The 14,268-nt window shown below is 38.9% G+C and carries 12 protein-coding genes; 2 read left to right on the top strand and 10 right to left on the bottom strand.

Annotated features, from left to right (window positions below; all coding sequences use genetic code 11):
- Nucleotides 1–53: 53 nt before the first annotated feature.
- The 7 genes from ACYVJ6_RS04080 to ACYVJ6_RS04050 all read right to left on the bottom strand — a co-directional run bounded on the left by ACYVJ6_RS04080 (nt 54) and on the right by ACYVJ6_RS04050 (nt 5,588).
- Complete coding sequence (locus ACYVJ6_RS04080) at nt 54–551, bottom strand: hypothetical protein (protein ID WP_460692752.1); 498 nt, start codon at nt 549–551, stop codon at nt 54–56.
- Nucleotides 552–559: 8 nt separating this feature from the next.
- Complete coding sequence (locus ACYVJ6_RS04075; protein ID WP_460692751.1) at nt 560–1,288, bottom strand: hypothetical protein; 729 nt, start codon at nt 1,286–1,288, stop codon at nt 560–562.
- A 66-nt stretch (nt 1,289–1,354) separates the two neighbouring features.
- The gene (locus ACYVJ6_RS04070; RefSeq protein ID WP_460692750.1) at nt 1,355–1,927 is read right to left on the bottom strand and encodes an RNA polymerase sigma factor; all 573 of its coding nucleotides are present in this window, start codon (nt 1,925–1,927) and stop codon (nt 1,355–1,357) included.
- Nucleotides 1,928–2,001: 74 nt separating this feature from the next.
- Nucleotides 2,002–2,463 carry a thioredoxin-dependent thiol peroxidase gene (bcp, locus tag ACYVJ6_RS04065; RefSeq protein ID WP_460692749.1) on the bottom strand — a complete coding sequence of 154 codons (462 nt, stop codon included), beginning with the start codon at nt 2,461–2,463 and terminating at the stop codon, nt 2,002–2,004.
- Nucleotides 2,464–2,555: 92 nt separating this feature from the next.
- The gene (locus tag ACYVJ6_RS04060) at nt 2,556–4,271 is read right to left on the bottom strand and encodes a M23 family metallopeptidase (protein ID WP_460692748.1); all 1,716 of its coding nucleotides are present in this window, start codon (nt 4,269–4,271) and stop codon (nt 2,556–2,558) included.
- 83 nt (nt 4,272–4,354) lie between these two features.
- A complete protein-coding gene (locus ACYVJ6_RS04055) occupies nt 4,355–4,969 on the bottom strand; it encodes a fumarylacetoacetate hydrolase family protein (protein ID WP_460692747.1) in 615 nt (204 codons plus the stop codon).
- 100 nt (nt 4,970–5,069) lie between these two features.
- Nucleotides 5,070–5,588 (bottom strand): hypothetical protein, encoded by a 519-nt coding sequence (locus ACYVJ6_RS04050; protein WP_460692746.1) that lies wholly within the window; start codon nt 5,586–5,588, stop codon nt 5,070–5,072.
- A 192-nt stretch (nt 5,589–5,780) separates the two neighbouring features.
- Between ACYVJ6_RS04050 and ACYVJ6_RS04045 the strand changes: the two genes are divergently transcribed.
- Complete coding sequence (locus ACYVJ6_RS04045; RefSeq protein ID WP_460692745.1) at nt 5,781–7,742, top strand: KUP/HAK/KT family potassium transporter; 1,962 nt, start codon at nt 5,781–5,783, stop codon at nt 7,740–7,742.
- A gap of 30 nt (nt 7,743–7,772) precedes the next feature.
- On the opposite strand, the gene ACYVJ6_RS04040 is transcribed toward ACYVJ6_RS04045, so the two are convergent.
- On the bottom strand, nt 7,773–8,123 hold the full coding sequence (locus tag ACYVJ6_RS04040) for a SemiSWEET family sugar transporter (protein ID WP_460692744.1): 351 nt from the start codon (nt 8,121–8,123) through the stop codon (nt 7,773–7,775).
- Nucleotides 8,124–8,155: 32 nt separating this feature from the next.
- Complete coding sequence (locus tag ACYVJ6_RS04035; RefSeq protein WP_460692743.1) at nt 8,156–9,847, bottom strand: amino acid permease; 1,692 nt, start codon at nt 9,845–9,847, stop codon at nt 8,156–8,158.
- Between the two features lie 69 nt (nt 9,848–9,916).
- On the opposite strand from ACYVJ6_RS04035, the gene ACYVJ6_RS04030 reads away from it, so the two are divergent.
- The gene (locus tag ACYVJ6_RS04030; protein ID WP_460692742.1) at nt 9,917–10,600 is read left to right on the top strand and encodes a phosphatase PAP2 family protein; all 684 of its coding nucleotides are present in this window, start codon (nt 9,917–9,919) and stop codon (nt 10,598–10,600) included.
- A gap of 2 nt (nt 10,601–10,602) precedes the next feature.
- Here ACYVJ6_RS04030 and dnaE read toward each other — a convergent pair whose 3' ends face one another.
- Nucleotides 10,603–14,187 carry a DNA polymerase III subunit alpha gene (dnaE, locus tag ACYVJ6_RS04025; RefSeq protein ID WP_460692741.1) on the bottom strand — a complete coding sequence of 1,195 codons (3,585 nt, stop codon included), beginning with the start codon at nt 14,185–14,187 and terminating at the stop codon, nt 10,603–10,605.
- Between the last annotated feature and the right edge of the window lie 81 nt (nt 14,188–14,268).

Here is a 14,268-nt window from a genome sequence, read left to right as displayed (position 1 = left end):
GGCTTACCACTTTTATATGATAAGCCTTTTTTACATTTATGTAATGTATTTAATTAGTCGCGTTCGTTCAAATTTCTAAATATCTCGTCTTTAAATTTCTGTTCCAGTTTGTAAAGCTCACTTAATTTTTGGGGCGAAAGTATTTTTAAAAACTCATTTTGAAAATGTTCTTTAGCATCTATAAGTTGCCTGTCGTAAGCCAGGTCCTTTTCTAACTGAGCGGGGCCATTACTTTGCGAAGAAGAATTATTTAATCTTTTTAAACGTCGTATTTCGGCCATAGTATTTTGCCATGAACGGTATACGTTTAAAAATTTATTTGCCTGCGCCTGGTTTGACGATAAACCCAATTCGCGTACAAAATATTGCTCTTTAATTTTTCGCAGCTTAGCTGTTTGATCGGCATTTGCAGCATTGTCATTTACCGGGGTTGTTGCAGGTGCAGACCTATTAAAACTTTGCTGGCGTAAATTGTTGCGTTGTGCAAAACTGGTATAAGCTAATCCTACCATAAAAATGATAATAAATACAGCCTTACTAAACTTGTTCATGGTTTTCATTATTCTGTATCTATATATGTATTTAAATCACTTTGTATTTGGGCGTCATTAACACTTAAATCGTTAGCCTTAATAATGTGTAACGCCTCGTTCCCATCAGCATATAGCCTTAAATAACTTTCCATCTCCTGCTCAGAAACATTTAATAACTCCTGGTGCAAATATGACGTACGGTGTTTTTTTACCGGATCAGATGATGATTTAAAAAATACGCCACCTCCAACTATTGCCAATAAGCAAGCCGCTGTGGCATATTTAAATATAGGCGAGTTAAACATGCGCCTAACTATTGTTTTACGCTTAATTATATCCTGGTTAACCGTTTTGTTCAGTATATTTTTATTTAACCGTTCAAAATAGCCATCAGGTACGGTCATGGTTTCCTCCGCACCCACTAAAGCTTCCTCAACTTTAACACGGCTTTGTATTTGCGCGGTTAGATCTTCAAAATAATTATTGGGTGTGGTAAAACCGAATGACTGGTTTAAAGCCTGATCAATTTTAATACGGCTCATTATATTGCCGCTTAATTCGTTAAAATAATTTTCAGGAACAGTAAATTCTTGTTGTGAGTTTTGCTTCAAATCATTCAAACGGATACCGGACACAATGCGCTCGTTCAGCTCGTTAAAATAGCTGTCGGGCACTGTAAAAGGGTTATTAGGGTTAACCCTTTTTAATGGCTCACTATCATTTAGCCACTCTCTATTTCCTATATCGCTTGTCATAATACTGTTATAGATACAATTAAACACAAAAGGTTTAAAATTTCATTTAAATTTCATAAAATAATTTTAATCTTCTGTAAGCAGATAGTTTTCTATCTTTTTAACAGCCAAATGGAACGACGCTTTTAACGCTCCAACGCTTGTTCCCAATACCTGTGATATCTCTTCATATTTCATATCATCATAGTATTTCATATCATCATAGTATTTCATATTGAATACCAGCTTTTGCTTTTCTGGTAAAGTTAATAGGGCTTGCTGTAATTTTTTTTGTATCTGATCGCCCGTGAAATGATCAGACGAACTTAAGGTGTCTGCCAGTTCATAATCCATACCATCCAGCGAAATATTATTTTTTTGCTTTTTCTTATTCAAAAAAGTAATGCATTCGTTAGTGGCAATGCGGTACATCCAGGTATATAACTGTGCATCGCTTCTAAAGCCGGGCAGGTTTTTCCAAACTTTTATAAATACGTCCTGTACCAGGTCATCAGCATCGTCATGGTCAATAACCATACGGCGCACGTGCCAGTAAATTTTTTGCTGATATTTATTAAGCAGCAGATTAAAAGCTTCATTCCGGGTTTTTTCGTCCTGGAACTTATTTAGTATCTCTGCATCTTCAACGGTTGATGACATGTATATTTTTTATATTATAAATAGTATTTAACACTTATTTGTTTTAACAGCTATTTACATTACTAATGTAATAATTATTGTAAAATATCAAGCACCTGCTGTGATGATGCCTTGGTATCAACCTTATTAATTATTTTTTTGATGATGCCATTAGCATCAATAATAAAAGTTGTGCGCATGGTGCCCATATATACCTTACCATACATGTTTTTTTCGCCCCAAACGCCATAGGCTTCCACTATCTCTTTGCTTTCATCAGCAATAAGCGGGAAGGGAAGGTTGTATTTGGTCTGGAATTTTTTATGCGATTTTTCATCATCGGTGCTCACACCTATAACCTCAAAACCCTTACCTATTAACGATTGATAATTATCCCTAAAATCACAAGCCTCGGCAGTACATCCTGGGGTATCATCCTTTGGATAAAAATATAAAATAACAGTTTTGCCCTTAAAATCGCTTAACGAAACTGTTTTGCCATTTTGATCTTTTGCGGTAAAATCCGGCGCTTTATCGCCCTCTTTAAGTGTTGCCATTTGTTAGTTATTAGTTGATTGGGTTTATTAGGTTGATTGGGTTCCGAAAATGAGAATAACCATTCACATAATCAACTACCCACTCAATCAACTCACCTATAAAAATCTGCTTTAAATTGTGCGGTGTTGTTTTTATTATCGGTAACGGTTAATTCAAAATTATGCTTACCTGAATCAAAACCACTGTCAAAGGTATAACTTAGCACCTTAGTTTTATAATCCCATTCCATCAATACCCATTCACCATCAATTTTACCACTATAAGTTTTTATACCCGATAAGTTATCGCTTATGCGTAATGATATACGGCGCTGTTTACCCATGTTTTTACCCTGGCTAATATTTACCGGCACTATACGCGGCGGCACATCATCCAGCTTAATATAAAAATCGCCAAAGGTTTTTGGTTTGGCCTTTATATACCCATCCTCAAATATACCACCGGCATACGCTCCGGCTGTGCTTACAATAACCGCCTTGTCGGCTAACTCGCCTAAATCCCGGTCGGGCTTTATCCATAGGTCATACATGTCATGTATGGGTGTAAACTTATTGTGTATATGGTGCGTTACCGAAAACGCCCCGATGCGCATAGGTAAAGTGGCATAGTTAAAATCCAGGTCGTCATATAAATTACCGGGCATAATACTCACCTTAACCCTATCATTACTAAACTCACTTTTTTGATCGTAATGAAATAATGTACCCGTTATTTTTGTAGCAGGTGCTGCTTCAGCAGGTGTTGATTTTATTTTTAGGGTTAGTGATGATGTATTGCCTGCTACATCCTTAACCACATACTCTACCTCATGCAGTTCATTATCATTAAAATTAATTATACCCCTGTTTATTGATTGCGGATATAATGATAATTTATTGCCGGGCATGATGAAGCATTTTTGCATCCATCTGCCATTAGTTAAAAGCGACGGATAATCTAAATAAGCGTTTATAGCCTTTGTTTGATCAAAAGCAAACCGCTCTGCCGCAAACTCATACATTGTCTGACCATCCAATTTTAGTTCGACCGAATAAATACCATTGCGGCTTGATGAAGCACTATTCCTGTCGTACGCAGTTATACCAAAGCCAATATTACCACTCAAGTTGATGACTTTAGGGCTCGCCAAACGATAATTACTGCCGGTACCCGTTACCGATAAAAACTCGTGTGGTGTTTTCTCGCTAAAAGGATCATTATTTAAATGGTAAATACCAATCGCATTAATATAAGGTGCAACTCTATCAGGTACTGTTATGCCAAATAATTGCGGGTTAATGGTTTCTTCAGATTTTGTGTCACGTATCTCAAAATGCAAATGCGGCCCCTCTACCGCGCCCGAGTTGCCCGATATAGAAATAACATCGCCCTGGCAAACTTCAATTTGGCCGGCTGGTAAGTTAAAATCAACATCAAATTGTTGATGTTGATTTTGATAGGTGCGTACGGCTTTAGTAATAGCTTCATTAAAGCTATCATTATGCATATAAACGGTGGTAAAACCGTTAGGATGATCTATATAAACAATGTTTCCGCCACCGCCAAATTGCACCCGTATTCTTGACACATAACCATCAGCTGCTGCACGTACCGGGTAGCCTTTACGCTGGTTTGTTCTAAAATCCAATCCTCCATGAAAATGATTTGACCTTAATTCAGCAAATGAACCAGCAGTACTGGGTGGCAGATCAAGCGGATAACGAAAATATTTTTGTGGGTAAATCCTTGGTTGTACAGGGGCTTGAGTATAAGTAGTATAATATGACCCTAAAGTAAATAAAATTATAAATAGTGCTTTTTTGATCATAGTTTATCATTAAGGGCTGACAATAACTCACCCCATCTTCTGCACAAACAAGGCAAAAACTACACCAAATTGTACACCGACTTTTATTTAACGTAAAAATCCAATAATTTCTTATCTTCCAGGTAGCCTTCCAGTCTATCACCCACATTTACTTTGGCAACACCTGCAGGGGTGCCGGTATATATCAAGTCGCCTTTTTTTAGGGTGATGTATTTAGATACAAATGCAATGATAAATTCAAAGCTAAAAAGCAGGTCCTTAGTTGTACCGGTTTGGCGCCTTTGACCGTTAACATCCAGTTTAAAATTTAAATTATACAGGTCAGCAAAATCTGATTTAAGTAAGAAGTTACTTATGGGTGCCGAGCCGTCAAACCCTTTGGCCAACTCCCAGGGCAGGCCTTTTTCCTTGTGCCGTTGCTGTATATCGCGTGCGGTAAAATCAATCCCTAATGCTATCTCATCAAAATAATTGGCAGCAAATTTTTCGCTGATGTGTTTACCTTCTTTACAAACTTTCAATACAATCTCTAATTCATGATGAATATCCTCCGAAAAATCAGGATGATAAAAAGGTTTATTGTCCTTCAACAAAGCCGTATCCGGTTTCATAAAAATTACCGGGTTGGTAGTAGGTACCGGGTTGTTTAACTCTTTGGCATGCTCGGCATAGTTACGGCCAACGGCAATTATCTTCATTGTATTAATTAGTGAAATGACTGATTGATTTAGTGAATCTATTATTTCATCAAATAAAGCAAATAATAATCTATTATTTGCTCATTCAATCAATCACTAATTAAAGTATAGAGATGCGTCTAATTACCAATTCGGTGCCGGCAGCAACGCGTATAAAGTAAAAACCTTTGGATATTTTATTATTCAGGTAATAATTGCAGCTCTGGGCACCCGGCTCAAACCTGCCCGAACATAAAGTAGCTACTTCATTACCTAATATATCAGTCATTTTTACACTCACGTTTGAGTTACGCGATATGCTATATTTTAAAGTGATCTGATCAACAATTTGGGTAGGATATACCTGAACATTATGTATTAGCTTATCATCCTGCCTTGTAATAGTCGAATTAACTTTTATAGGCGGAGTGGTATTTGATGATGACTTCATAAAAGAAGGAAGACTAATACTAATATTAAAAAGGTTTAAGAGAGGCTTCTTTTTAGGTTTTTTGATCGTATAAGACGGCGTTGTATCTCTTTTGGCAATAGGTACATGTGGAGTAAAAGCAAAACTCATCCATATTGCCGCCGCAAGTAATATGGTAAATGAATAAGTATAGGTAAATTTTCTCCTCATGCTTCTATATATATGCAAAAGTATGAATAAACTACTCACCAATTGTTAATACCATGCGTTTTATAAAAAGTTTTAACAATTTTTAACAATTTGAATAGTTATTTGTCTTTGTTTTACAATTCTGTATACGGATAATGTTTGTTTAAGTTGTAACGAATTATTTTAATACTTTTGTGCTTTTAATTATTGACTGTGTCAAATCATAAAGATCTGCAAAAACTGTCGGCCGCTGGGCTCCTGGTCAGTTTAGGAATTATTTACGGAGATATTGGTACCTCTCCGTTATATGTGTTTAAAGCCATAGTTGGCGAAAATCGAATTTCAGAATTATTAGTCTTGGGTGGCGTCTCGCTCATTTTCTGGACATTAACACTTCAAACCACTTTAAAATATGTAGTGATCACATTACGTGCTGATAACAAGGGCGAAGGTGGCATTTTTTCTCTTTTTTCGTTAGTACGTCGTAAATCCAAATGGTTGGTAATACCGGCTATTGTTGGCGGTTGTGCATTGTTGGCAGATGGAATTATTACACCACCTATTACCATATCATCAGCTATAGAAGGTTTAGAGCCTTTGTTCCCGCATATTCGTACTGTACCAATTGTAATTGCCATTATCGCAGGTTTATTTATTATACAACAGTTTGGGACCTCAATTGTTGGCAAGGCGTTTGGGCCCTTGATGTTTATATGGTTTACTATGATGGGTGTTTTGGGTATTTCATACATTGCCCAGGAGCCTGGAATAATAAAAGCACTTAACCCATACTATGCTGTTTCTCTTTTAACAAGTGGAAGTTATCAACCCTTTATTATTTTAGGTGCGGTGTTTTTATGTACTACCGGGGCAGAGGCATTATACTCCGATCTGGGGCATTGTGGTCGGTCAAATATTCAGACGAGTTGGGTATACGTTAAAACATGCCTTATTTTAAATTACCTGGGTCAGGCGGTTTGGTTATTGCAACGTAACGGACAAATGCTCGATTTAGACCTGCATAATCCTTTTTATAAAATTATGCCTCAATGGTTCCTTATATTTGGTATTGCCATTGCTACTATGGCTGCAGTTATTGCCAGCCAGGCATTAATTTCGGGTTCATTTACGCTAATTTCAGAAGCAGTAAGGCTTAACTTATGGCCAAAGGTTAAAATAAATTACCCGAGCGAGCAAAAAGGACAATTGTATGTACCAAGTATAAATTGGTTGTTATGCATAGGATGTATTGGTGTGGTATTACTGTTTCAACGCTCAGAAGCTATGGAAGCGGCTTATGGCCTAAGCATTACGGTAGCCATGTTAATGACCACTATTTTGGTATCCAAATTTTTGAAAAAGAAAAAAGTGCCCAATTACCTTGTTGGTATATTTTTAGGAGTATATCTGTTGATTGAAGGTATTTTCTTAGTGAGTAATCTTAACAAATTTATGGATGGCGGCTGGTTTACATTAACCATTGGATTTTGTTTATTCAGTATTATGTGGGCATGGCATACTGCACGCCGTATTCGCAATCGTTATGTTAAATTTATTGAGATTGAAGACTATTACAGGTTGTTAACCGAGTTAAGCGAAGACGAAACGGTACCCAAATACGCATCGCAACTGGTGTACTTAACCAGCGCCAATTTTGATTCGGAAATTGAAGCCAAGATCATATACTCGATACTGCAAAAGCAGCCTAAACGTGCAGACGTTTATTGGTTGGTACACGTTGACGTAGTGGATGAGCCTTACACTAAAGAGTACGAAGTTAATTTTTTGGTGCCGGGTAAACTTATACGCATTGACTTTAAATTAGGCTTTAGGGTTGAGCAAAAAATAAACCTGTTGTTTAGAAAAGTAGTGGAGGACCTGGTTAAAAATGGTGAAGTTGATATCACCAGTCAATATAAATCATTAAACAAACATAAAATTGTAGGCGACTTTAGGTTTGTGGTAATAGAAAAGATATTGTCGCGCTCACATGACCTGTCTTTTTACGAAAGATTTATCATGGATTATTACGCCCAGCTTAAAAAGGTAAGTTTATCAGAAGAGCGCGGCTTTGGGCTGGACTTAAGCTTTGTTACAGTAGAGACCGTTCCGTTAATGTTAGTCACCCCCGAATCGGTAGAGCTAACACGGGTAACCAATACCCAACCCGTTTAAAATATTGAAGAGACGCAAATGCGTCTCTTTTTATTTATACTTGATTTTATAAGCCAAAATTATACTGGCAAATACAAACGTGACCGCGTTGCATATAGCAACAGGTAAAGCACCACTCAGTACACCATAAATTAACCACAACAATGTTCCGCCGGTAAACAAGGCATACATGTATAAAGAAATACCGGACGTGTTTTTGGTTTGGATGGTTTTAATTGCCTGCGGTAAAAAGGATAAAGTAGTTCCAAACGCTGCCAAATAACCAATTAGGTCAATATAATTCATATGGCGGCAAAGATACTTTAAATGTGCAAATATGCGGATATGCAGATGTGCAGATGATTTTTTTGATGTATTGATATATAACAAATCGATAGGCATCTGCACATCTACTTATTTGCATATCTGCACATCTACCCTCTCCCTAACTTACTATTCTTATAACTGTAACTAAAGTAAATAACCAGCCCTATTGCTAACCATACCAAAAAGCGCAGCCAATTGGTATATCCCAATTGGGTCATTAAATAAAAACAACTTAGTAAGCCCAGTACCGGTATAAGCGATAAGTCTTTTATAAATGCCAATACAGTTAATGCGAATGATAGGATAATGAAAAGAAATAGCGGAAAATTCTCATGTGCGTTATCTACAGAAAAAAGCTCAACAATAGGTTGCCAGAAAAATACCATTCCCATTATAAATAATACCGGCACTATCCATTTTGAATTAATGTAAGGTATCTGAAACTTGCCCTTTTTAGCTCCTTCACGTGGTAATAATAAAACACCACCGCAAACCAATACAAATGCAAACAAGGTTCCTATACTGGTCAGGTCGGTAACTTCGGTAAGGTTCATAAACAGGGCCGGTACAGCTACTACAATGCCTGTAATAATGGTGGAGAATGATGGCGTATTATATTTAGGATGGATACGCGAAAATGCTTTTGGCAATAAACCATCGCGACTCATACTCATCCATATACGAGGTTGACCTAATTGAAATATCAACAATACACTCGCTGTTGCAATAACCGCACTTACGGATATCACATAACTGATATTATTTAACCCAACCTGCTTAAATACAAATGCTAATGGATCGCCTACGCGCAGGTCCTTATAACTTACCATACCCGTAAGTACCAGCGCGATCAAAATATATAACACCGTACAAATTATCAGCGAGTAGATCATTCCGCGTGGCAGGTCACGTTGTGGATTTTTACATTCCTCGGCAGTGGTGGATATGGCATCAAACCCTATATAAGCGAAAAACACACCAGATACCCCTTTCATCATGCCACCAAAACCATTAGGTAAAAACGGGTGCCAGTTGGCAGGTGTTATGTAAAAAAAACCTATTAATATTACGGCCAATACAATAGCTATTTTTAAATAAACCATGGCATTGGTAGCTTTTTTGGTTTCGCGTATGCCGATATAAACCAGCCAGGTAATAATTACAACAATTAGCAACGCCGGAATATTGGCTATTAGTTTTATACCACCTATGCTTGGTGCCGTGTTCCATGCCATGGCCTCAGTCTGCATACGGGCGGTTATATCAGCTACCCCACCGCTGGCGGTAAGTGCCTGTATTTTTTCATGCGCACGAAATGCCGAGAAATAATCCATGGTTAAATAATCAGGTATATGAATACTAAATCCTTCCAGCAGATTTACAAAATACCCACTCCATGATATAGCTACAGCTATATTGCCAATAGCATATTCCATTAACAGATCCCAGCCTATTATCCAGGCTATCAACTCGCCAAATGAGGCATAAGCATAAGTGTAGGCACTACCCGAAACCGGAATACGTGAGGCAAACTCGGCATAACACAATGCCGAAAAACCGCAGGTAATTGCTGTAATTATAAAAAGTAATGAAACACCCGGCCCGCCATGAAAAGAGGCTTCGCCGATGGTGGAGAATATGCCCGCGCCTACTACAGCCGCAATGCCCATTAAGGTAAGGTCCTTAACGTTTAATTCCTTTTTTAGGTGACTTGCCTGCGTTTCGCCATCGCTGAAACCGCTTGCAACATCCGCTAATATTTTATCAATAGATTTTTTTCGGAATATACTATTTGACATCAGTTAATTTTAGCAAAACCAAACATAACCATTTTTTTGCAGTGAATAAGTATATGCTTACTTTGCAGCATGAATTTAAGGGTAACAGACATCATGAATTTAAGGGTAACAGACATTTTATATCGGATAAGGTTTTTATTTATCCCTTACCTTATCCTTATTTGCGGGTGTTTTATTATTAAACTGCTTTACAGCCGCGAGGATATCTTTTTCGCGGTTAATACTATACACAATACTTCTGTCGATTTTATTGCCCCTTATGTTACTGCAACAGGCGCTGGGCTAACCGTAGTAATCTTGTCGGCTATAATTGCCTTATTTAATTACCGCAATGCTTTTTTATTAGCTACCAGCTATGGCGTTACCGCCATAGTTGCACAGATTATTAAACACTTTATTAATGCGCCACGCCCCAAACTATACTTTGCGGACCAACTGGATAAAATTTATTTTGTAAAGGGTGTGGAGATTTTTAGTTACAATAGCTTTCCTTCGGGCCATACAGTAACCGCTTTTTCTGCCGCGGTGGTGCTCACTTACCTGGCTAAAAATAAAAATTGGGGTTTACTATTTTTACTGGCAGCCGTGTGTATTGGTTACTCGCGCATGTACCTAAGCGAGCATTTTTTTGAGGATGTAACCGCCGGCTCGGTATTAGGTGTTGTAGTTACGATATTTTGGATATGGTTTATGGATAGTAAAAAGTTTATCCACCAAAATCCCTGGAACAAAGGTTTATTAAACAAGAAGTAAGCTCAATTCAACACCGGCTGCGCGTTAGTTAAATTCATAATATCCGCCATCAGGTCATCACTTGGGTTTACCTTGTAGGTTTTTGATGGCATCTCTACCAACATCGCTTCTTCCCTATCCTTTATAACAAAACGCAGGGTACAATTTTTTACCGGGTACTTTTCATTATTGGTGGCAATTACTTCTTGTATGTTGGCTAATAAAGAGTCATTAAGGTTATTCAAGTCCAACAGAACGGTTAATGATTTGGTCAATCTGTCGCGCATTTCAGATAGCAGGCAGATGGCAGTTATACGCATATCCCAGTTATCCTTTTGGCGGAATTTCTCTTCAATTACCCCTTTTATATGCAGGAAGTAACCATTGGCAATAGAGTTTTTAAACTTGACATAATCCTCACCAAACAAGGCGAATTCGTACGATTCATTATAATCTTCCAGCACAAATGTGCCGAACGGCTTACCTGTTTTGGTCATTTTATGCTGCACGTTACTTACCAAGCCGCCAATGCAAACTTCACCGCGCTTACGTAACTGGGCAAATGCCGCCATTACCTCTTCGCCACCCTCGCCCGAACGTGCCTTTTGCATATTCTTTAACTCGCTGAGGGTAGTATTACAATACTTATCCATCTCCAGCTTATAATTATCCAACGGGTGGCCGGTTAAATAAATACCGATAACCTCTTTCTCGTACTTCAGTTTTTCAATCAGTGGCCATTCTTCTGCCTCAGGCATAGTTGGCTCGGGGATATAAGACGCTACTGAACCACCAAACAAAGATGATTGCGTAGTGCTTTGTGTATTCTGATAATCGTTAGAATACTTGATAAGCCGCTCTACACCGGTAAGCAAACCGTTCTCTGTTTTAGCAAAAAACTGCGCACGGTTCAAACCAAACTCGTCAAAGGCACCGCCATAAACCAAATTCTCGTATGATTTACGGTTTACACTACGCGTATTTGACCGTTGGGCAAAATCATATATGCTTTTATACGGGCCACGCTCGTTACGTTCCTCAATAATGCTTTCCACCGCTTTATCGCCTACCCCTTTTACCCCGGTTAACCCAAAACGTACCTGTCCTTTTTTGTTTACCGCAAAAGCCATATCCGACTCATTAATATCCGGGCCCAAAACCTCAACACCCATGCGGCGGCATTCTTCCATAAAGAAGGTGATCTTCTCCATGTTGTTTTGGTTATTTAAAACCGCCGCCATATATTCTGATGGGTAATGCGCCTTTAAATAAGCGGTTTGATAAGCCACAAACGCATAACAGGTGGAGTGCGATTTATTGAAAGCGTATTGTGCAAAGGCTTTCCAGTCGTTCCAAATTTTAGTGAGTTTATCTTTGGCGTGGCCCTTAGCCATGGCGCCATCCATAAACTGGGCTTCCATTTTATTCAAAACCTCAATTTGCTTTTTACCCATTGCTTTACGCAATACGTCGGCATCACCTTTACTAAAGCCTGCCAATTTTTGCGATAAAAGCATCACCTGCTCCTGGTACACGGTAATACCATAGGTTTCGCCCAGGTATTCTTCCATATCATCCAAATCAAAGGTGATAGGCTCGCGTCCATGTTTACGGCTAATAAAGTTGGGTATATACTCTATCGGCCCCGGGCGGTACAGGGCATTCATGGCAATTAAATCTTCAAACTTATCCGGCTTTAACTCGCGCAGGTACATTTGCATACCCTCGCTCTCAAACTGGAACGTCCCGTTGGTGTCGCCACGCTGGTAAAGTTCAAAGGTTTTTTGATCATCCAGTGGGATGTAATCAATATCAATACTTACATCATGATTTTGCTTGATGAGCCTTAACGCATCTTTTAAAATGGTTAAGGTCTTCAATCCCAAAAAGTCCATCTTAATTACACCGGCATCCTCAATTACACGGCCATCATATTGCGTAACCAACAGGTCCGAATCCTTCGCCGTAGCCACCGGAACAATATCCGTCAAATCATAAGGCGCGATGATAATACCTGCCGCGTGCACACCTGTATTACGTACCGAACCTTCCAGCTTTGCAGCCTCGCGCAGTACAATACCTCGCAGATCGGTAGCTTTATAAATAGCTGCCAACTCTGGCACCTGGTCAATAGCACCTTGTAGGGTAATTCCTAATGTTTCAGGTACTAATTTCTTTAAAGCAGTTACATCAGATAAAGGCATATCCAACACCCGTCCTACATCCTGTATACTGGTACGTGCGGCCATAGAACCGTAGGTAATAATTTGCGCTACCTGGTTTTTGCCATATTTATCAACCACGTAGTCAATAACCTTTTGGCGGCCCGCGTCATCAAAATCCGTATCAATATCGGGCATCGACTTTCTATCCGGGTTTAAGAAACGCTCAAACAGGAGGTTATACTTTAATGGGTCTATATTGGTTATCCCTGTGCAATAGGCTACCACCGATCCCGCTGCCGAACCACGGCCCGGACCAATAAATACGCCTATATCGCGGCCATGTTTTATAAAGTCGGCTACAATTAAAAAGTAACCGGCAAAACCCATGGTACGTATGGTGAATAGTTCAAAATTGATACGTTCTTCAATTTCGGGGCTAATATCTATATAACGCTCCTTAGCTCCGGTAAACGTTAAATGCTTTAAATACTCCCATTGGTTAAGGGTATCCGCATCGGGGGTGGTATGTATTTTAAATTCGTCAGGGATAACAAAGTTGGGCAGTAATATATCGCGCTTTAGCTTTAATACCTCAACCTTGTCAACTATTTCGTTGGTGTTGTCTAATGACTCAGGCAGGTCATGAAACAGCTGGCCCATTTCTGCCTGCGTTTTAAAATAAAACTGATCGTTAGGGAAACCAAATCGGTAACCCTTACCACCCTCTTCATCCGTAGCTATCGGCGTGCTCTGCATATCGCCGGTATTTACACACAGTAAAATATCGTGAGCATTCGAGTCCTGCTGATCCACATAATGCGAATCGTTAGAACATATCACCTTAACATTATACTTTTTGGCATACTGCAGTAATACGGCATTCACCGTATTTTGCTCTGGGATATCGTGACGCTGTAATTCGATGTAATAATCTTCGCCAAACAGATCCAGCCACCATTTAAACTCTTCTTCTGCTTCGGCAGGGCTTTTACGCAATATGGCTTGCGGTACCGATGCACCAATACAGCAGGTAGTTGCTATAAGCCCCTTATGGTATTTTAAAACCAATTCCTTATCAATACGCGGCCATTTACTGTAAAGCCCCTCCATGTATCCTAACGAGCAAAGCTTCACCAGGTTTTTATATCCTTCGGGGTTTTTAGCTAATAATAGTTGGTGGCAACGAACGTCCTTCTTCTCTTTGGTAAATTGTTTTTTATGCCTATCCTCTACCACATAAAACTCGCAACCCACAATGGGCTTTACGTTATGCTTACCGGCTTCGGCTACAAACTTAAACACGCCAAACATATTACCATGATCGGTAATAGCCAAAGCTTTCATACCATCGGCAGCAGCTTTTTTATATAACTTTGATATATCGGCTGCCCCGTCAAGTAACGAGAATTGGGTATGTACGTGTAAGTGCGAAAAATCCGGCATTTTTAATAATAAATATGGAAGAACACAAATCTACCAAAAAACAAGTTGTCGTTTTCGGTTGTTGAAAAATCAATAAACGTT

It is taken from the genome of Mucilaginibacter puniceus, assembly GCF_054783175.1.
The sequence above is the reverse complement of the archived record's forward strand: the minus strand, read 5'-3'. Positions and strand labels throughout refer to the sequence as shown.